This window comes from Nocardiopsis sp. NPDC101807, assembly GCF_044766605.1.
GTDB classification, from domain to species: Bacteria; Actinomycetota; Actinomycetes; order Streptosporangiales; family Streptosporangiaceae; genus Nocardiopsis; species Nocardiopsis tropica.
The window spans coordinates 199,756-219,001 of the sequence record NZ_JBIWMK010000004.1; the positions used below are offsets into that span (position 1 = coordinate 199,756).

19 protein-coding genes are annotated in these 19,246 nt (G+C 72.3%); 7 read left to right on the forward strand and 12 right to left on the reverse strand.

What is annotated here, in order from left to right; genetic code table 11:
* Window positions 1-170 precede the first annotated feature (170 nt).
* Window positions 171-779 (reverse strand): Uma2 family endonuclease, encoded by a 609-nt coding sequence (locus ACIRPH_RS13825; protein ID WP_402913730.1) that lies wholly within the window; start codon window positions 777-779, stop codon window positions 171-173.
* Window positions 780-908: 129 nt separating this feature from the next.
* On the opposite strand from ACIRPH_RS13825, the gene ACIRPH_RS13830 reads away from it, so the two are divergent.
* From ACIRPH_RS13830 to ACIRPH_RS13845, 4 genes are all read left to right on the forward strand, one after another.
* Window positions 909-1,769 carry a biotin--[acetyl-CoA-carboxylase] ligase gene (locus tag ACIRPH_RS13830; protein ID WP_402913733.1) on the forward strand — a complete coding sequence of 287 codons (861 nt, stop codon included), beginning with the start codon at window positions 909-911 and terminating at the stop codon, window positions 1,767-1,769.
* 111 nt (window positions 1,770-1,880) lie between these two features.
* Window positions 1,881-2,096, forward strand: a complete 216-nt coding sequence (locus tag ACIRPH_RS13835) for a hypothetical protein (RefSeq protein WP_402913736.1) — start codon at window positions 1,881-1,883, stop codon at window positions 2,094-2,096.
* Window positions 2,097-2,234: 138 nt separating this feature from the next.
* Window positions 2,235-3,224 carry an adenylate/guanylate cyclase domain-containing protein gene (locus ACIRPH_RS13840; protein WP_402913739.1) on the forward strand — a complete coding sequence of 330 codons (990 nt, stop codon included), beginning with the start codon at window positions 2,235-2,237 and terminating at the stop codon, window positions 3,222-3,224.
* Between the two features lie 136 nt (window positions 3,225-3,360).
* Entirely contained in the window at window positions 3,361-4,005 is a 645-nt protein-coding gene (locus ACIRPH_RS13845) for an MBL fold metallo-hydrolase (protein WP_402913743.1), read from the forward strand.
* Between the two features lie 102 nt (window positions 4,006-4,107).
* Here ACIRPH_RS13845 and ACIRPH_RS13850 read toward each other — a convergent pair whose 3' ends face one another.
* The 4 genes from ACIRPH_RS13850 to ACIRPH_RS13865 all read right to left on the reverse strand — a co-directional run bounded on the left by ACIRPH_RS13850 (window position 4,108) and on the right by ACIRPH_RS13865 (window position 9,056).
* Window positions 4,108-4,911, reverse strand: a complete 804-nt coding sequence (locus ACIRPH_RS13850; protein ID WP_402913746.1) for a succinate dehydrogenase/fumarate reductase iron-sulfur subunit — start codon at window positions 4,909-4,911, stop codon at window positions 4,108-4,110.
* Window positions 4,908-6,875 (reverse strand): fumarate reductase/succinate dehydrogenase flavoprotein subunit, encoded by a 1,968-nt coding sequence (locus ACIRPH_RS13855; protein WP_402913749.1) that lies wholly within the window; start codon window positions 6,873-6,875, stop codon window positions 4,908-4,910. Before ACIRPH_RS13855 ends, ACIRPH_RS13850 begins: the two co-directional genes overlap by 4 nt.
* A 38-nt stretch (window positions 6,876-6,913) precedes the next feature.
* Window positions 6,914-7,726, reverse strand: a complete 813-nt coding sequence (locus ACIRPH_RS13860; RefSeq protein WP_402913752.1) for a hypothetical protein — start codon at window positions 7,724-7,726, stop codon at window positions 6,914-6,916.
* Between the two features lie 334 nt (window positions 7,727-8,060).
* Window positions 8,061-9,056, reverse strand: coding sequence for a LysR family transcriptional regulator (locus tag ACIRPH_RS13865; protein ID WP_402913755.1), 996 nt, complete (start codon window positions 9,054-9,056; stop codon window positions 8,061-8,063).
* A gap of 131 nt (window positions 9,057-9,187) precedes the next feature.
* Here ACIRPH_RS13865 and ACIRPH_RS13870 point away from each other — a divergent pair, with 131 nt between their 5' ends.
* Genes ACIRPH_RS13870 through ACIRPH_RS13880 form a run of 3 tightly spaced genes read left to right on the forward strand, consistent with a single transcriptional unit; the run spans window position 9,188 to window position 12,528 of the window.
* A complete protein-coding gene (locus ACIRPH_RS13870; RefSeq protein WP_402914779.1) occupies window positions 9,188-9,838 on the forward strand; it encodes a succinate dehydrogenase cytochrome b subunit in 651 nt (216 codons plus the stop codon).
* Window positions 9,839-11,785: a fumarate reductase/succinate dehydrogenase flavoprotein subunit gene (locus ACIRPH_RS13875; protein ID WP_402913758.1), complete on the forward strand. Its 1,947-nt coding sequence runs from the start codon at window positions 9,839-9,841 to the stop codon at window positions 11,783-11,785. It abuts the gene before it with no gap.
* Entirely contained in the window at window positions 11,782-12,528 is a 747-nt protein-coding gene (locus ACIRPH_RS13880; RefSeq protein ID WP_402913761.1) for a succinate dehydrogenase/fumarate reductase iron-sulfur subunit, read from the forward strand. Before ACIRPH_RS13875 ends, ACIRPH_RS13880 begins: the two co-directional genes overlap by 4 nt.
* A gap of 185 nt (window positions 12,529-12,713) precedes the next feature.
* On the opposite strand, the gene ACIRPH_RS13885 is transcribed toward ACIRPH_RS13880, so the two are convergent.
* From ACIRPH_RS13885 to ACIRPH_RS13915, 7 genes are all read right to left on the reverse strand, one after another.
* Window positions 12,714-12,914, reverse strand: coding sequence for a CopG family transcriptional regulator (locus ACIRPH_RS13885; RefSeq protein WP_402913763.1), 201 nt, complete (start codon window positions 12,912-12,914; stop codon window positions 12,714-12,716).
* Window positions 12,915-12,952: 38 nt separating this feature from the next.
* Window positions 12,953-13,936 carry a hypothetical protein gene (locus ACIRPH_RS13890; protein ID WP_402913766.1) on the reverse strand — a complete coding sequence of 328 codons (984 nt, stop codon included), beginning with the start codon at window positions 13,934-13,936 and terminating at the stop codon, window positions 12,953-12,955.
* Window positions 13,937-13,986: 50 nt separating this feature from the next.
* On the reverse strand, window positions 13,987-14,631 hold the full coding sequence (locus tag ACIRPH_RS13895) for a GNAT family N-acetyltransferase (protein ID WP_402913768.1): 645 nt from the start codon (window positions 14,629-14,631) through the stop codon (window positions 13,987-13,989).
* Between the two features lie 143 nt (window positions 14,632-14,774).
* Entirely contained in the window at window positions 14,775-15,410 is a 636-nt protein-coding gene (locus ACIRPH_RS13900) for a GNAT family N-acetyltransferase (RefSeq protein WP_402913771.1), read from the reverse strand.
* A 55-nt stretch (window positions 15,411-15,465) separates the two neighbouring features.
* Window positions 15,466-16,197: a TrmH family RNA methyltransferase gene (locus tag ACIRPH_RS13905; RefSeq protein WP_402913773.1), complete on the reverse strand. Its 732-nt coding sequence runs from the start codon at window positions 16,195-16,197 to the stop codon at window positions 15,466-15,468.
* A gap of 54 nt (window positions 16,198-16,251) precedes the next feature.
* Entirely contained in the window at window positions 16,252-16,638 is a 387-nt protein-coding gene (locus ACIRPH_RS13910; protein ID WP_402913776.1) for a DUF3054 domain-containing protein, read from the reverse strand.
* 202 nt (window positions 16,639-16,840) lie between these two features.
* On the reverse strand, window positions 16,841-19,060 hold the full coding sequence (locus tag ACIRPH_RS13915) for a prolyl oligopeptidase family serine peptidase (protein ID WP_402913778.1): 2,220 nt from the start codon (window positions 19,058-19,060) through the stop codon (window positions 16,841-16,843).
* Window positions 19,061-19,246 lie beyond the last annotated feature (186 nt).

Sequence of the window (19,246 nt, forward strand, 5' to 3'; positions counted from 1 at the left end):
CGTCCCCGACGGCGCCGGCGTGCCCCGACGGCGGTGGGGCGGGGGGGGCGGGCCCCCCGCGCCCCCCCCCCCCCCGGGGGGCCCCCCCGGGGGGGCCCCCGGGGGGGGCCCCCGGGGGGGGGGGGGGGGGGGGGCCCGCCGCCGGTCGTCACGGGGCCGGGCGCGGTGCGTCAGGCGGGGAAGCCGCCGGTGTCCAGCGTCAGGTCGAACGGCGCGGGGAGGTGGATCTCCTTGCCGAACGGCACCTTGGTCGCGCTGGTGTACACACCGTTCTCCGGTCCGGAGAAGAGGGTGACCTCGCCCCTGTCCGTCTCCGGGTCCCAGCGGTCCACGAGCAGGTACAGGGGGATGCCGGCGTGGGCGCAACCCCAGAGCTTGGGTCTGCGGTCCCGGTCGGCGGTGCTCCTGGAGGTCACCTCGACCACCAGCAGGGCGTCGGACATCATGGCCTCGGGTTCGTACTCCATGGCGGAGTAGGGAAGAACCACCAGGTCGGGGACGTAGACACCGGTGCGCAGAGGCACGCGGACATCGAGGGTCTGGTGCACGCTGGCCTCTGACAGCCCGCCTCCGTCACGGAGGAACTCGCGATAGAGCTCTCGCTGGATCAGCGAGACGATATGGGCGTGTTCGACCGTAGGGGGTGCCACGAGAAAGAGCCCGCCTTCGATGATCTCGGCCCGCCAGCCGTCCGGCAGGTCCAACTCCTTCCAGGTGCGCAGCATGAGGTCCCAGTGGGAGTGCGCCCCGGGGGGCGTCTCCGTTTCCGCGATACTCATCTGCCGCGTCACCTCCGGTAGCTGAACGTAGCGAGGCACGATCACCGATGTGCTGGTTTCAGACTAACCGGCGGGCTTCTTTCCCACACCGGTTTCCGGAACGGGTTCCGGCGCTGCTGTAATGGGCGTATGACCAGCGAACCCGACCCCTTCCCGCGTCCACCGCTCGACACGGAGGCGCTCGACGCCGTCCTCGTCCGGCCGGGCGGCCTGTGGCGGCGGATCGAGGTGCTGCCCGAGACCGGGTCCACCAACACCGACCTGGCCGCGCGCGCCGCGGCCGGCGCCCCGCACGGGAGCGTGCTGGTGACCGAGCACCAGACCGCGGGCAAGGGCCGGCTCGGCCGAGGGTTCAGCGTCCCCCCGCGTGCGGCCCTCACCGTGTCGCTCCTGGTGCGCCCCGACACCCCCGTCTCCTCGCTCAGCTGGCTGTCCCCGCTCATGGGCGTGGCCGGGGTCGGCGCGGTGCGCCGCCTGGCCGGGGTGAAGGCGTCCCTGAAGTGGCCCAACGACGTGATCGTCCCCGCCGGGCTGCGGTCCGGTCCGGCGCGGTCGGACGGCAAGCTCGCGGGCATCCTCGCGGAGGTCGACTTCTCCTCCGGGGACCCCGCCGTGGTCGTCGGCATCGGCCTCAACGTGTCCCAGTCGCGCTCCGAGCTGCCCGTCGACAACGCCGTCTCCCTGCGCGGCGAGGGCTCCGCGGCCCTGGACCGCGGCGCGCTCCTCGCCGCCGTCCTGGGGGAGTTCGAGGAGCTGTACACGGTATGGGCGGCGGCCGGGGGCGACGCCGAGGCCAGCGGCCTGGCCCCCGTCTACCGGGACACGTGCGCCACCCTGGGGCGCCCGGTCCGGGTCCACCTGCCCGGCGGCCGGGTGCTGGAGGGGACGGCGACGGGTGTGGACTCCGAGGCGCGCCTGCTGGTCCGGGGGCCGGACGGCGAGCGCGCGCTCAGCGCGGGCGACGTCGTCCACGTGCGCCCGGGCGACTGACCGGCCCCGTCCGCCGGGCGGGGCCCGGAGCGGCGGATCTCCGGGCGGGATCGTCCACAAGAGGCTTCCGCTCACTCCCGCGGCCGACCGCCTTGTGCCATCATCACCGTTATGGCTATCGCGGACCGCTGTCCCTCCGACGACGAGGAGCTCGACGTCCCCCGGGAACGCATCCCGCGGTACGGGACGTTGTCCGTACAGGCGGCCTCCGAGCAGGGGGGAACGCTCCTGCACCGGGCGACGGGGCCGGAGCGGCCCCGGGCCGGGACCCGAAGACGGGTCGACGCCGCCCGGAGACGGGAGCCGTCGGCGGGGCCGCAGAGGTGACCATGCGCCTCCGGTACGCGCCCGCCCCTTCCGAGGAGGGGGCACGGGCGTAAGCTGGAGGTGATCCGCGCCGCGTCCCGGCACGGTGACGAGGCGATTGCTCCCCGCCATCCGGGGATGATCCGTGAAAGAGAACGTATGCCGTCGCGTCCGGACCCGAAAGCGATCGAGGCCGCCCTCCTGGGCGGCGAACCTGTCTACACCAGGGAACAGGCGATCGAGCTCGCCGGTGCCGACCCCGAACTCGCCGGCCGCATCTGGCGCGCCCTCGGGTTCCCCAACCAGGGTGACGAGACGGTCACCTTCGCGGAGAGCGACGTGGAGTCGCTGCGGATCGCCAACAGCCTGCTCCAGGAGGGCGTCCTGGACGAGGAGGGCGTGGTCCGCTTCGCCCGCGCCATGGGCCAGACCATGGCCCGCCTCGCGGACTGGCAGACCAGCATCCTGAGCACGCTCATCTACAAGGAGGGCGTGGACTCCGCGACCCCCCTGATGAACCAGGTCAAGGAGCTGCTGCCGGACGTCGAACGCCTCCTGCTGCACATCTGGCGCCGCCAGCTCTCCGCCTCCACGGCACGCACCCTCGCGGTGATGTCCAACGGCACCGACGGGGTGCCCAACTACTACCCGCTGGTCGTCGGCTTCGCGGACCTGGTCTCCTTCACCACGCTCAGCCGCGAGCTGGACGAGGTGGAGCTGGCCGGGGTGGTGGAGGGCTTCGAGGCCACCGCGGCCGACATCGTCGCCTCCGGCGGGGGCCGCGTCGTCAAGACCCTCGGCGACGAGGTGCTCTACGTGGCCGACTCCCCGGCCGAGGCCGCCGACATCGCCCTGCGCCTCGCCTCCGGCGTCAAGACCCACGTGGAGGTGCCCGACGTGCGGGTCGGCCTGGCCGCGGGGCCTGTCCTGACCCTGCACGGCGACGTGTTCGGCACGACCGTCAACCGCTCCAGCAGACTGACCTCCTTCGCCCGCCCCGGCACCGTCCTCATCGACGAGAGCCTCGCCGAGAGCCTCACCGACGAGGACGGCCTCCAGGTGGTCCGGGTGAGGGCTCGCCACGCGCACGGGCTCGGCCTCATCCAGCCGTACGCGCTGCGCCGCAACTTCGAGCCCACGGGGCTCTGACCCGCCCGGTCGGCACGCGCCGCCCCGGCCCCGGGGACGCGCCGACTCTCACTCCCCTCTTACCGAACAGGCGTGTGCGGAGAGTGCGGGAGGGATAGGCTCGGAACCGCCGTACCGGCCCACAAGACGTCAGGTGATGAACCCTGTGAGCGTGCCTCCTCCCATCCAACGCCTGCGCACCTCGGGCATCTTCAGCCTGGAGGGCGGCGAGTTCGATGTCGAGAACAACGTGTGGATCGTCGGCGACGAGGACAGCGCGATCGTCATCGACGCCGCGCACGACCACCAGGCGATCGCGCGCGGCCTCGGCGACCGCGAGCTGATGGCCATCGTGTCCACCCACGGGCACAGCGACCACGTCAACGCCGCCGTCGCGCTCGCCGACCTCGCGAACTGCCCGATCCTGCTGCACCCCGACGACGCGGAGCTGTGGCACCACGTCCACCCCCACCGCGAGCCGGACGCGCCGCTGCTGGACGGAGAGGCGCTGCTGGTCGGGGGCGTGGAGCTCCAGATCCTGCACACCCCGGGCCACACCCCCGGAGGGGTGTGCCTGTACGCGCCCGAGCTGGGCGCGGTCTTCACCGGGGACACGCTCTTCCCGGGCGGGCCGGGGGCCACCGGGCAGCCCTTCTCGGACTTCCCGACGATCATCGCCTCCATCCGCGACCGCCTGGCGCCCCTGCCGGGGGAGACCGTCGTCCACCCCGGCCACGGGGAGACCACGACCGTCGCCGAGGCCGCCGAGCACCTGGACGCCTGGGCCGCCCGGGGGTTCTGACCCGCCCGCCGGGGTGAGGGCCGAGCGGGCTCCCGGGGGGCGCGTCCCCCCGGGGGCCCGAGGACCACGGGCGCGCGTCCGGCCGCGCGCATGCCGTGCGGGTCAGCCGTCCGTCCGGGGCCGGTCAGCCGTAGGGCGCACGTTCGGGACGATCGGGGTGTCCTTCGGGCGGACCCCGATCTTCGAGCCCAGCCACACCAGGGGGTCGTACTTGCGGTCCGCGACCCGCTCCTTCATCGGGATCAGCGCGTTGTCGGTGATGTGGATGCCCTCCGGGCACACCTCCGTGCAGCACTTGGTGATGTTGCAGTAGCCCAGGCCGAACTCGTCCTGTGCGATCGCGCGGCGGTCGGCCGTGTCCTCGGGGTGCATCTCCAGCTCGGCCACGCGCATCAGGAAGCGCGGCCCCGAGAAGTGCTCCTTGTTCTCCTCGTGGTCCCGGATCACGTGGCATACGTTGTTGCACAGGAAGCACTCGATGCACTTGCGGAACTCCTGTGAGCGCTCCACGTCGACCTGCGCCATGCGGAAGTCGCCCGGCTCCGACTCCGGGTCCGGTGCGAACGACGGGATCTCCATCGCCTTCCGGTAGTTGTACGACACGTCGCACACCAGGTCCCGGATCACCGGGAAGGTGCGCATCGGCGTCACCGTCACCACCTCGTCCTCGTCGAAGACGCTCATCCGGGTCATGCACGAGAGCCTCGGCCGCCCGTTGATCTCCACCGAGCACGAACCGCACTTGCCCGCCTTGCAGTTCCACCGGACCGCGAGGTCCGGGGTCTGCGTGGCCTGGAGCCGGTGCAGGACGTCCAGCACCACCTCGCCCTCGTTGACCTCGACCCGGTATTCGGCGAGCCCGCCCTCGCCGGAACCCCGCCACACCCTGAACACGCGCTCGCTCATGACCCGTCCTCCTCGGCGGCGCCGTGCGCCGTGTCGTCCGCGGGGTGCGCTCCACCCGCCCCGCCCTCCTCGGGCAGCTCCTCCTCCGTCAGGTACTTGGACAGCTCCTCGCGCTCGAAGAGGGCGAGGAGCGCGGCCGGGATGTCCGCGACCGGGCGCCGGGCCAGGGTCACCCGGTCGGCCCGGTCCGCCCGCACCTCCAGGTTCACCCGCCGCCACTCCGCGGACATGGCCGGGAAGTCGTCCCGTGTGTGCCCGCCGCGCGACTCCTCGCGCGCCAGGGCGGCCGCGGTGATCGCCCGCGACACCAGGATCATGTTGGGAAGGGCGAGCGCCAGGTGCCAGCCCGGGTTGTAGACGCGGTCCCCGGGGGCGCTGAGCATGGACGACCGCTCCGCCAGGGAGTCCAGCCTGGCGACGGCCTCCGCCATCTCCGGCCCGCGCCGGATGATCCCCACCAGGTCGTTCATGGTGTCCTGGAGTTCGGCGTGGAGCGCATAGGGGTTCTCGCCGCCGCCCTGCTTGAGGAACTCCAGGGCGTACCGGGCCGACTCGGCGGCGACCCGGTCCACCGCCCCCCTCGGAACCGCCCCGCCGTCCGGTCCGTCCGCGTACGCGGCGGCGGCCAGGCCGGCGCGGCGGCCGAACACCACCAGGTCCGACAGGGAGTTGCCGCCGAGCCGGTTGGAGCCGTGCATGCCCCCGGCGACCTCGCCGGCGGCGTACAGCCCCGGCACGTCGGAGGCGGCGGTGTCGGCGTCCACCCGCACCCCGCCCATCACGTAGTGGCAGGTGGGGCCCACCTCCATGGGCTCGGCGGTGATGTCCACGTCCGCCAGCTCCTTGAACTGGTGGTGCATGGACGGCAGCCGTTTGCGGATCTCCTCGGCCGGGAGCCGCGTGGACACGTCCAGGAACACGCCTCCGTGCGGGGAGCCGCGCCCCTCCTTGACCTCGTTGTTGATGGCCCTCGCCACCTCGTCGCGGGGCAGCAGCTCGGGGGGCCTGCGGTGGTTCTCCGGGTCGTCGTACCAGCCGTCCGCCTCCGACTCCGTCTCGGCGTACTGGGAGCGGAACACGTCAGGCACGTAGTCGAACATGAAGCGCCTGCCCTCGGAGTTGCGGAGCACGCCGCCGTCGCCGCGCACCGACTCCGTGACGAGGATGCCCTTGACCGAGGGCGGCCAGACCATGCCGGTGGGGTGGAACTGGACGAACTCCATGTTGATGAGCGAGGCCCCGGCCCGCAGGGCCAGGGCGTGCCCGTCCCCGGTGTACTCCCAGGAGTTCGACGTGGTCCGGAACGCCTTGCCGATGCCGCCGGTGGCCAGGACGACCGCGGGGGCCTCGAAGACCACGAACCCGCCGTCCGCCCGCCGGTAGCCGAACGCGCCCGCGATCCTCCCGCCGTCGGTGACGAGCTCGGTGACGGCGGTCTCGGCGAACACCCGCAGACGGGCCTCGGGGTCGCCCAGCTCGGCGGCGTCGGCCTGCTGGAGGGCGACGATCCGCTGCTGGAGGGTCCGGATCATCTCCAGCCCGGTGCGGTCGCCCACGTGCGCCAGCCGCGGGTACTCGTGGCCGCCGAAGTTGCGCTGGCTGATCCTCCCGTCCGCGGTGCGGTCGAACAGCGCGCCCCAGTGCTCCAGTTCGAGGATGCGCTCCGGGGCCTCGCGGGCGTGGAGCTCGGCCATCCTCGGGTCGTTGAGGAACTTGCCGCCGCGGATGGTGTCGCGGAAGTGCACGCGCCACGCGTCGGAGGGGTTGGCGTTGCCCAGCGCGGCGGCGGCTCCGCCCTCGGCCATCACCGTGTGCGCCTTGCCGAACAGCGACTTGGAGATGACCGCGGTGCGCTTGCCCTGCTCGCGGGCGGCGATCGCGGCGCGGAGCCCGGCTCCGCCCGCGCCGATCACCACGACGTCGTAGGTGTACCGGGTGATGCCGGCGTCTGCTGTGGGGGGCATGTGGGTGTGCCTTTCCAGGGGACGGCCCTCCCCGGGGCTCAGTTGAGGATCCGCAGGTCGGTGATGGCGCCGCCGGCCACCAGGGCGATGTAGGCGTCGGTGGCCATCAGGGACGCGATGCTGAACCAGCCGAAGTACATGTGCCGGTCGTTGAGGGTCGAGACGCGGCTCCACATCCAGTAGCGGACGGGGTGCCGGCCGAAGCTGCGCAGGCGCCCGCCCATGATGTGGCGGCAGGAGTGGCAGCTGAGCGTGTAGCCCCAGAGCATCAGCACGTTGAGGACCATGACGAGGTTGCCGAGCCCGATGCCGAAGCCGCCGTCGGTCCCGTGGAGGAAGGCGACCGCCGTGTCCCACGTGTTGACCAGGGTGATGGCGAGGGCGACGTAGAAGAAGTAGCGGTGGCCGTTCTGGGGGAGCATCAGCGGTCGGGTCTCACCCGTGTACCGGCTGTGCGGCTCGCGTACGGCGCACGCGGTGGGCGCCTGCCAGATCGAGCGGTAGTAGGCCTTGCGGTAGTAGTAGCAGGTCACCCGGAACAGCAGCAGGAAGGGCAGGCTGAGCAGGGCGTAGGGGACGAGCGGGGGGAACTCGAAGGGGAGCCGCCCGAACAGCGCGGCCTCGGGCGCGCACTGCTGTGCCAGGCACGGCGAGTAGAACGGGGTCAGGTAGTGGTGCTCCGCCACCCAGTAGTGGTCCTGCTGGAACACCCGGAGGGTGGCGTAGACCACGAAGGCGGCCAGGCCCGCCGTCGTGAGGACCGGGCCGAGCCACCATCGGTCGGTCCGCAGGGTTCGTCGGGGGATGCGCGCCCGGACGGCTCCGGTGCGCGCGCTGTCGTCGGGGGTCACCGAGGTCTCCACCTCCTGTGGAGAGGGCGCCGGCCGGGCGGCGACCGGGGTGCGGGACCCCGGGCCCGGGCGGTGACCGCTCTCCGTGAGTGCTGCACGGCTGCGGGAGAAGCTGTAGGACCGGTCTGCAACGCAACGTTAGGACGTTGTGATCACGGTCACGTCCCGGCTGTGGAGAAACCCCTGGGAGGCGAGTGTGAATTAGGCCACTTTTAGTCATTCATTTGTGGCCCTTTGTCACTAAAAGCCGACGAACATCCCGAGTGTCATGTTCGTTGCTTTTGACAAACGAGTGGTGATAGGGGGCGGGTTTGTCCCCTGGGTGTTTTGGGGCTCAGGAAATTTCTCCGGTATTCCTACCGGAGAACCTGTCTTCCTCGGGCCCGCCCGCGCCCGCGTCCGAGATCAGCACCTCCAGATCCGGGCCCAGGTCCTCCTTCGTCATCCCCAGCAGGTACTCGTTGAGGTGCCGGCGGAAGGCGTCCGCCGAGTGCGAGGGCTCCACGTCCTTGCGCCGCGCCAGGGCCACGGTACGGAGCAGGCGGGGCCGGGCCAGCGGCGTCCCGCGCAGACCCGGCCTGTTCTTGAGCACCATGCTCGGCACGACGGCCAGACCCAGCCCCGCCTCCACGAAGCGCAGCACGGCGTCCATCTCCCCGCCCTCCACCGCCAGGTCGGGCTCGAAGCCGGCGGCCCGGCAGGCGCGCAGCGTGGCCTCGCGCACGTCGTACCCGCGCCGGAACATCACCAGCGCCCGCTCCCGGAGCTCGGTGATCCGGATCGACGCCCTTCCGTTGGGGGAGGGCTGCGACATCGGGCTCACCACGACGAGGTTCTCCCTCAGGATCGGCGTGGTCGAGAAGTCGGGGTCGCTGCTCTGGAGGGGGAGGATGATCAGCGCCAGGTCCAGCTCGCCCCGCCCCAGGTCCCGGATGAGGTCGCGCGAACCGCTCTCCTCCACCCGGAGTTCGATCCCGGGGAAGCGGGTATGGAAGTGGGCGAGGACATCGGCCAGCAGTCCCGCGCACAGCGAGGGGGTCGCCCCGAGGCGGACCCGCCCGCGACGCACCCCGGCCAGTTCGGCCACCTCCCGACGGGCCGTCTCCAGGTCGGTGAGCATGCGCTGGGCCAGCGGGAGCAGTGCCTCGCCCGCCGGGGTGAGTGTGATGTTTCCCCGGGCACGACTGAATAACGGCGCGCCCAACTCCCGCTCAAGGCTGCGGATCTGTTTGCTCAAGCTCGGCTGGGCGACGCGTGAAAGCTCGGCTGCGCGGGTGAAATGGCGGGTGCGGGCCACGGCGACGAAGTAAGCCAGCTGCTGGAACTGCATGCTCCATAGCCTAAGGCTATGGAGACCAGGGTCCCGATGACTTGGACGTCCGAGTTAACCCGAAATTAAAGTGGCAGGCTGTGGCGAACAGTACCTTGACCAAGAAGCGATCTACGGCCTACAGGTCCACGGTGGCGCTCAAGTCCGCGATGGCGGTCACCGGCGTGATCCTCGTGCTGTACCTGATCGCGCACATGTACGGCAACCTGAAAGTCTTCTCGGGCCAGGAGGCCTTCGACGGCTACGCGCACGGCCTCCGTGAGCTCGGCTACCCGCTCCTGCCCGAGAGCGGCTTCCTGTGGATCGCGCGCGTTGTCCTGCTGGCGAGCGTTCTCATCCACATCTACTCCGCAGCGGTCCTCACGATGCGCGCGCGCAAGGCCCGCACCGACCGTTACCAGGTGAAGAAGCGGGTGCAGCGCACCTACGCCTCGTACACCATGCGCTACGGCGGCATCCTCATCGCGCTCTTCGTGATCTTCCACATCCTGCACCTGACGGCGAACGTCATCGCTCCCGGCGGCAAGTCGGACAGCCCGTACGAGCGGCTCGTGAACGGCTTCCAGCCGGAGTTCTGGTACGTGACGCTGTTCTACCTCGCCTCCGTGATCGCGGTCGGTTTCCACCTGCGTCACGGTGTGTGGAGCGGGATGGCCACGCTCGGCTTCAACAAGGCCAGCCGCCAGGGCAAGATCAACGCGGTCGCCATGGCGATCGCCGTGGTCGTGACCGTCGGCTTCCTGCTCCCGCCCCTGGCGGTCACCTTTGGACTGGTGAGTTAATTGTCTGAGAACGACCTGTACATCGAGGGCGCCCCGATCCGGGACGAGAAGGCCCCCGAAGGCCCGATCAACGAGCGCTGGGACAAGCGCCGCTTCGGCGCCAAGCTGGTCAACCCCGCGAACCGGCGCAAGCTCTCCGTGATCATCGTCGGCACCGGCCTCGCCGGCGCGTCCGCGGCGGCGACCCTGGGCGAGGCGGGCTACAAGGTCACCTCGTTCTGCTACCAGGACAGCCCCCGGCGCGCGCACTCCATCGCCGCGCAGGGCGGCATCAACGCCGCGAAGAACTACCGCAACGACGGCGACAGCATCTACCGGCTGTTCTACGACACGGTCAAGGGCGGTGACTTCCGCTCCCGCGAGTCGAACGTCTACCGCCTGGCGCAGACCAGCGTCGAGATCATCGACCAGTGCGTCGCCCAGGGCGTTCCCTTCGCCCGCGAGTACGGCGGCCTCCTGGACAACCGCTCCTTCGGCGGCGTGCAGGTGTCCCGCACCTTCTACGCGCGCGGCCAGACGGGCCAGCAGCTCCTCATCGGCGCCTACCAGGCCCAGGAGCGCCAGATCGCGGCGGGCACCGTCAAGATGAACACCCGCCACGAGATGCTGGAAGTCATCGTCGTGGACGGCAAGGCGCGCGGCATCATCGCCCGCGACATGGTCACCGGCGAGATCGAGACGCACTTCGCCGACGCGGTGGTCCTGGCCACCGGCGGCTACGGCAACGTCTTCTTCCTGTCGACCAACGCCATGGGCTCCAACGTCACCGCCGCGTGGCGGGCCCACCGCAAGGGCGCGCACTTCGCGAACCCCTGCTACACGCAGATCCACCCGACCTGCATCCCGGTCAGCGGCGACTACCAGTCCAAGCTGACCCTGATGAGCGAGTCGCTGCGCAACGACGGCCGCATCTGGGTGCCCAAGGTGGGCGGTGACGACCGGGACCCGCGCCAGATCCCCGAGGGGGAGCGCGACTACTACCTGGAGCGCATCTACCCGGCCTTCGGCAACCTGGTGCCCCGCGACATCGCGTCGCGCGCCGCCAAGAACGTCTGCGACGAGGGCCGCGGCGTCGGCCCCGGCGGGCTGGGCGTGTACCTGGACTTCGCGGACGCCATCGAGCGCCTGGGACGCGACGCGGTCGAGGCCAAGTACGGCAACCTCTTCGACATGTACCAGCGCATCACCGGGGAGAACCCGTACGAGGTCCCGATGCGCATCTACCCGGCCGTCCACTACACCATGGGCGGGCTGTGGGTCGACTACGACCTCCAGAGCACCATCCCGGGCCTGTTCGTGACGGGTGAGGCCAACTTCTCCGACCACGGCGCCAACCGCCTGGGCGCGAGCGCGCTGATGCAGGGGCTGGCGGACGGCTACTTCGTCCTGCCGAACACCATCAACGACTACCTCGCGGCCGGCCCCTTCGAGCCGCTCGACGAGACCCACCCCGAGGCCGTGGCGGCCAAGGCGGACGTCACCGCGCGGATCGACAAGCTGCTCTCCATCAACGGCTCCCGCACCGTCGACTCCTTCCACAAGGAGCTCGGCCACATCATGTGGGACTACTGCGGCATGGAGCGCAACGAGGAGGGCCTGCGCAAGGCCATCGAGCTCATCCGCGAGCTGCGCGCCGAGTTCTGGCGCGACGTCAAGGTGCTCGGCACCAACGAGGAGTTCAACCAGGCTCTGGAGAAGGCCAACCGCGTGGCCGACTTCCTGGAGCTGGGCGAGCTCATGTGCATCGACGCCCTGCACCGGCGCGAGTCCTGCGGCGGTCACTTCCGCTCCGAGAGCCAGACCGAGGACGGGGAGGCCCTGCGTCACGACGACGAGTTCGCCTACGTCGCGGCCTGGGAGTTCGGTGGCGTGGACAGCAAGCCCGTGCTCCACAAGGAAGACCTGGAGTACGAGTACGTCGAGATGAAGCAGCGGAGCTACAAGTGAACATCACCCTGCGCGTGTGGCGACAGAAGGGCCGTGACGACGAGGGTCGCATGGTCACCTACAAGCTCACCGACGTCTCGCCGGACATGTCCTTCCTGGAGATGCTCGACGTCCTCAACGAGAAGCTCACGCTGGAGAACGAGGACCCGGTCGCGTTCGACCACGACTGCCGCGAGGGCATCTGCGGCGCCTGCGGCGTCGTGATCGACGGCGAGGCCCACGGTCCCGAGCGCACCACCACCTGCCAGCTGCACATGCGCAGCTTCAAGGACGGCGACACCATCACGGTCGAGCCGTGGCGGGCCTCGGCCTTCCCGGTCGTCAAGGACCTGGTCGTCGACCGGGGCGCGTTCGACCGCATCATCCAGGCGGGCGGCTTCATCAGCGCCCCGACGGGTACCGCGCCGGACGCCCACGCCAACCCGATCCCGAAGCCGGACGCGGACCGCGCCTTCGACGCCGCGACCTGCATCGGCTGCGGCGCCTGCGTGGCGGCGTGCCCGAACGCGTCCAGCATGCTGTTCACCGCGGCGAAGGTCACCCACCTCGGCATGCTCCCGCAGGGACAGCCGGAGCGGGCGTCGCGCGTGGTGAAGATGATCAACCAGCAGGACGAGGAGGACTTCGGCGGCTGCACCAACATCGGTGAGTGCGCCGCGGTCTGCCCCAAGGGCATCCCGCTGGACACCATCTCGCAGCTCAACCGCGACCTGCTGGGCTCGCTCAGCAAGGGCATCGGCTAGGCACGACCTCTGCCGGGGGCGTACCCCGGTCCGGTCCCACGGGGCCGCACCCCTTCCGGGGGGTGCGGCCCCGTCCCCGTGCGCGGGTCACCGCCGGGGGGTCAGGAGCTTCCTCAGCCGCTCCGCGATCTCCGGAACGTCCACCCCCACGATCACGGTGACGTCGGCCCTCGTGAGGCAGTGCGTCACTCGGCCAGCCTCGCCAGGAGTTCGGCGTCCTCCTGCGCGATGTCCAGGGCGTGCCGGCGCACCCTCTCGGTCCGGCGGCGTGCCGGACACTCCCCGACGGCGGTCACGACCTCGGGGTCCACACCGGTGCCGTCCTCCTCGGCCGCCTCCTCGATGCGGGCGTGCACGTCCTCCGGGAGGCGCGGGTTCATGTTCATGGGGACACGGTACCCAGGGGTGGTACCGATGAGCGGTACTACCGGGATCCGGCCTCCTGGGCGCGGTAGTGGCGCGCCACCGCGTGGAAGGCCTCCTTCGGCGTCCACGCCGCCGGGTCGTCGGCGGGGGTCCGTACGAGGCCGAACCCCGCCGTGTCCAGGTCGAACTCCGGGTCCTCGCTGTGCGGGAACCCGGGCATGGCGAACGTGAACACGAAGGCCCCCTCCACACCCCGGTCCTCGTACAGGTCGAGCAGCTCGGCGAGGTAGCGCGCCTGGACGCCCTCGTCCCGCACCGTGCCCCGGCGCAGGCGCGGCGGGTCGGCGAACCAGTTCACGGCGAAGAAGGAGCCCGCGCCCCGCAGGTCGGCGCCCTCGTACGCGCCGCACCCGAACTCGGTGACCACGAACGGGCGCCCGGCCTCGTGCATGCGGGCGTCGAGGGCCTCCGCGTAGGCGGCGTCGTCGGTCCCCGCCCGGTACAGGTTCGTCCCGGCGACGTCGAACACCGACCAGTCCACCCGCTCCCACCCCGCGGCGCCGTAGGTGAGGGGGCCGTGGAAACGCTCGCGCGCCACCGCGGCGGTGGCGGCGAGCAGGGTGTGGAGCCTGCGGTTCAGGCGCCGGGAGAAGAGTCTGAGCAGCCGGGGGCGCCTGATGATCTGGAGCCGGGAGAACTCGCCGGGGCCGGGGAGCAGCCCGGGGACGGTCAGCGAGAACTCGGTGCCGACCATCAGGGTGACCCGGCCCGGCCGGGCCGCGCGCAGCCCCTCGGCCATGTCCGCCACGGCGGCGAGACGGACGACCAGGTCCGAGGGCGTCCGGCCGTCGTACCGGGGGCGCACCCACACGTCGAGGCCGACGGCCAGGGCGGCCCGGGCCACCGATTCCAGCCGTCCGACGTCGTCGCCGACCAGCATCACGGCCGTGCAGCGCAGGTCCTCCCGCACGGTGCGCATGTCGCGCTCGGCCGCACCGGCCGGAAGGTGGTCGCTGTGGTACGAGACGCCTCGGATGTTCACCCGGCCATCCTGTCAGCCCGGGAAGGGGGCGAGGGGGCGCCGGCTCCCCGTCAGGCCGCAGGCGGGCGGACCATGCAGTACGCCGAGGGGGCCCGCGGGTCGCTGACCACCCGCACCACCTGGAACCCGTACCGCTCGTAGTAGCCGAGGTTCGCGGGGTTGGTCGTGTCCAGGTGGACGGGCACGCCGTCCGCGTCGGCCCTCGCCAGGCCGGCGCGCAGCAGCTGCGAGCCCACACCCGTCCCGCGGGCCCCGGGGTCGGTGCCCAGCAGCGCCAGGTACCAGTGCGGTTCCTCGGGGACGACCGCGCGCAGTTCACCCGTGTACCGCGCGATCTCGGGGATCCGGGAGAGGCCGACCAGGCGGGACCAGTGCGGCAGCGACCGCAGCGTCACCGCGAACCCCTCGGGCGCCGCGCCGGGCGGCGCCCACAGGGCCGCTCCCCGCACCACCGGGCCGCGCACGGAGTCCTCACGGCACTCGGCCACCGTGGTGTAGCCGCTCGGGACGTAGCCGAACCCGGCCAGGAGCGCGCAGGCCCGCGCGGTCCGCGCCATGCGCCGGTCCTCGGTCGGGAAGAACCAGCGGAAGAACGGGTCCTCGTGGAAGGCGCGCCCCAGGAGCCGGGCCACGCCGGGGACGTCGTTCATGTTCGCGGTGCGAAGGGTCCGCGCCGCGGCTGCCGTGGGGCTCACGGGGGTGCCTCTTCCCTCTCACGGGACTCCGGTCACCGCTCATGGTAGATCGCGCGAACATCCCGGGTGCGGCGTTTTCCGAGGAAGGCCCCAGGCCGCCCCGCGGGTCCCGCGCACGGCTCCCCCTCCAGCCCCGCGGAGGCTCAGGAGGGGTCGCGGATCAGGTAGTAGTGGGCGCCCGCGTCCGGGCTCTCCACCTCGCGGGACACACGGAAGCCGAACCGCTCGTAGAAGCCGACGGTCTTGTCATCGAGGGTCTGGGTGAACACGGGGAGCCCTGCGGAGTCCGCCCGGTCCAGGCCGTCGGAGAGGAGGCCGCCCGCCACACCGGTGCCCGACACCACGGGATCCACGCCCAGGGTGGCCAGGTACAGGTGGGGTTCCTGAGGAGCGGCCAGCTTCCACTCCGCGAACACCCGCACGAACGCGGTGAGGCGCGCCCGGCCGATCAGCGGGCCCCAGTGGGGCCAGGTGCGCAGCGAGACCAGCTGGCCCTCGGGGTTGGCCTCGGGCGGCGCCCACAGGGCCGCTCCCCGCACCACCGGTGCGGACTCCGTGCCGTCCACGGTCTCGGCGACCCGGGTGCCGCCGGCGGGGACGTAGCCGAACCCGGCGGTCAGGGCGAAGAAGCGCCGCGTCTTGGCGATGCGGAGTTCGTCGTCGGGGAACAGCCAGCGGAAGAACGGGTCCTCGTGGGCGGATCTGCTCAGGACCCGGGCGATGCCGGCGACGTCGTCCATGGTGGCGGGACGGGCTGCGGAGGTGACGGTCGGACTCATGCGCACTGCTCTCTGGTAGGGGGCGGCCTCACGCACATGGTAGATCACGGAACCATCACGGCAGCGCCTCGGCGGGTGTGGCGCAGACCTGTCCGGACACCGGCTGGTCGAAGACGTGGGCCCGCACCCAGGCGTGCATCGCGATCGCGGCCGCCGCGCCGGCGTTGATCGACCGCGTCGAACCGAACTGGGCGATCGACAGCACCGCCCGGCACACCTTCCGCACCTCCTCGGACAGCCCCGGGCCCTCCTGCCCGAACACCAGGACGGCGTCCCTCGGCAGCGGGTAGGTCTCCAGCGGCACCGCGCCCGGCAGGTTGTCGATCCCGATCAGGGGGAGTCCGCGCTCCTCGGCCCACGCCACCAGGGCGTCCGTGTCGGGGTGGTGGTGGACGTGCTGGTAGCGGTCGGTGACCATCGCCCCCCGCTTGTTCCAGCGGCGGCGGCCGACGATGTGGACCGCCGCGCACCCGAACGCGTTGGCGGTGCGTACGACCGAGCCGATGTTGAAGTCGTGCGACCAGTTCTCCACCGCGACGTGGAAGGGGTGGCGGACGGTGTCGAGGTCCGCGACGATCGCCTCGCGCCGCCAGTACCGGTAGCGGTCCACGACGTTGCGGCGGTCGCCCCCGGCCAGGAGGTCGGGGTCGTAGTGGTCGCCCTCGGGCCACGGTCCGGACCAGGGGCCCACACCGACCTCGCGTGCCTCGTCCTCGCCGTTGCCGTCGGGCGCGTCGGGCGCGGCCGAGGAGGGGAGGGTGGCCTGGGGTGCGGGATGCTCGTTCATCCGTTCCAGCTTACGAACCCCCGGCGCCTCCTCGGCTGGGTCGCCGTCGGCCCCTCAGCCTCCGCTCCGAGGGCCGTTCCGCCGGCTCCGGGCGACGAGGAGGGCCGCCGCGCGCCAGCCGAGCATGGCCGCGGCCAGGAACAGGGACGTGACGACGACGAAGCTGATCGGTGCGCCCTCACCGGTCAGCAGGCGCAGCGCCATACCGCCCGCCACCGTCACGGCCCACACGAACAGGCCGACCGGCCAGATCCGGTCGGGTGCCCTCCAGCCCAGGGTGACCGCCCATCCCAGGACCGTCCCGGCCAGGAACGGCCAGGCCGTGCCCCAGATGCCCGCGAGGGCGGTCCCCGACTCGTGGTCGACCCTGCCGATCACGACGAAGGCGAGCACACAGACCAGGTCGGCCGCGAAGGCGAGCGGCACCGCATACGAACGCATGCCACCAGGCTAACGGGCCGGCCGGAACCGCGGCCGGTGGGGCGCGGGGACCCCTGGAGCGGCCGGACCCGTGTCCCCGGACCGGGCTCCCGTACCCGGCGCCGCGTCCCGGACGGAGGCGGTGGAGGCGCGGTACCGGCGCCGCACCCGGCCCGGGCACGGCGGGCCCCGGCCGGGCGCGTGCCGGGGCCCGGGCCGTCCGCTACTCGCCCCGGAGGCTCTCCTTGAGGAACTCCACCTGGAGCAGCATCAGGTTCTCCGCGACGGTCGGGTCGGACGGGGAGTGCGTCACCCCCGACAGCGGCAGCACCGTGTGCGGGCGGCCCGCCGTCATCAGGGCCGACGACATCCTCTGGGTGTGCGCGAACGCCACGTTGTCGTCCGCCAGGCCGTGGATCATCATCAGCGGGCGCTCCAGCTTGGCCGCCTCCTCCAGGAGCGAGCTGCGCCCGTACGCCTCCGGCCGCTCCTGGGGGGTGCCCAGGTAGCGCTCGGTGTAGTGGGTGTCGTACAGCGCCCAGTCGATGACCGGCGCGCCCGCCACCGCCGCGTGGAACACGTCCGGGCGGCGCAGCACCGCGAGCGCGGCGAGGAACCCGCCGAACGACCAGCCGTGGATGCCCACGCGCGAGGTGTCCAGGAAGGGGAAGCGGGCCGCCGCGTCCCGCAGGGCCGCCACCTGGTCGTCCAGGACCGGAGCCGCCAGGTCGAGGTGGATGCTCTGCTCCCACTCCACCCCGATCCCCGGGGTGCCGCGGCCGTCGGCGATGAGCACCGCGAAGCCCTGCTCCGCGTACCACTGGGCGGTCAGGTAGGCCCCGCGCGCGTTGAGGACCCGCTGGGCGTGCGGTCCCCCGTAGGGGGCCACCAGCACCGGGAGCGGACGGAGGTCCTCGCGGTACCAGGACGGCAGGACGAGCGCGGTCGGGATCCGCCGCTCGCCGGCGCGCCAGAACTCCACCCTCGGCTCGGGGAGCTCCGGCGCCTCCGCGAGGCTGGGGATCTCGGAGTACGCCCGTCGCGTCTCGGTGCCGGCGTTGCGCACGACCACGGTGCGCACCCCGGCGAAGTCCATCGACCGGTGCTGGACGACGAGGGTGCCGCCGCGCAGCCGCCCGGACCGCAGGCCGCTGTGGGCCCCCGAGTCGGCCGACCGGGAGCAGCCGTGCCCGGGGACCTCCACCGGCTCCGACAGGCCGGTGGCCGGGTCCGCCAGCCACAGGGAGACGTCGCCGGGACTCCCCGCGGGCGAGCCCGTGTAGAGGACGCGGTCGCCGTCCACGTCGACGACCCCGCGCACGTACACGTCGGCGGGGCTGACGGGCGTGCCGCCGACGTACACGCGCCGCTCACCGGGCCCGTCGGGCCCCTCCGGGCCGCGGGCGATCCACACCAGGTCCCCGGAGGCCGTGTGGGCGGGCACGCCCGGCATCAGCTCGACCCACACGCCGTCGGTGTCGGTGCGCACCTCGGCGACCAGGCCGGTGGCCGGGTCGGCGCTGAGGAGGGTGAGCGAGCGCTGGCCGCGGTCCTGCGCGGTGAGGACGACGGTGGGGGTGCCGTCGGGGCCGGTGGTCCAGCCGACCGTCGACAGGTAGGGGAAGGCCTCCCGGTCCCACTCCACCCATGTGGGGGAGGGGCGGCCGTCCCGCCGGTACGCCCCCGCCGAACCGACCGGGAACACGGCCAGGCGCACGTCCGCGTTGACGCCCCCCGCCGGCGGGTAGCGCAGCGCCGTCGGCTCCTGGCCGGGGCGGCCGGGGTCGGAGACGTACCAGGTGTTCACCGCGGACTCGTCCACGCGGGCCACGGCCAGCGAGGAACCGTCCGGGGCCCACCAGAAGCCCCGGTAGCGGCCCATCTCCTCGGCGGCGACCAGCTCGGCCAGTCCCCAGGTGACGTGGTCGCCGTCGGGCTCGGCGACCACCCTGTCGCCGTGGTCGGACTCGGCCGCGGCGACGTCGATGACGTGCACGGCCCCGCCGCTGACGTAGGCGACGCGGTCGCCCGCCGGACTGATCCGCGGGTCCACGACCGGGGTGGCCGCGGGCAGCTCGCGGGGCGCGCCCCCGTCGCCGACCAGGTCGACGTAGAACAGCCGTCCGGACAGGGTGAAGACCGCCCTCGTGAAGGCGTCGTCCACCGAGTAGGCCACGATGCCGCCGCCGCTCTCACGGAGGCGCTCACGGCGCGCCCGCTCCTCCGGGGGGAGGTTCTCGTCGTCGGCGCCCAGGGCCTTGGGGTCGGCGACCACCGACTCGGTCCCGGCCTCCGTCTCGTGCACCCACAGGCACGTGCCCGTGTCTACTCCGTCGCGCCCCCGGAGGAAGGCGACGCGTTGTCCGTCCGGCGAGATCTGGAACGCGCGCGGAACACCGATCGTGAAGCGTTGGGTACGGGCCTGTTGGCGAGGAAAACTCATAGGGGGATTGTGTCCCATGCCGCGCCCGAACGAGGGAGTGTCCCCTCCCCGCCGGCCACGGCGCGCGGAGGTCCGCGCCGGAGCGCCCGGGGGCCGCACCCGCCCCCTCGCGCCCCGGGAGGCCGCGGGGCGACCCGCGCGTGCCGCGCCCCGGCCCCCTCGTGCCGCGGGAACCGCGGCCCGGCC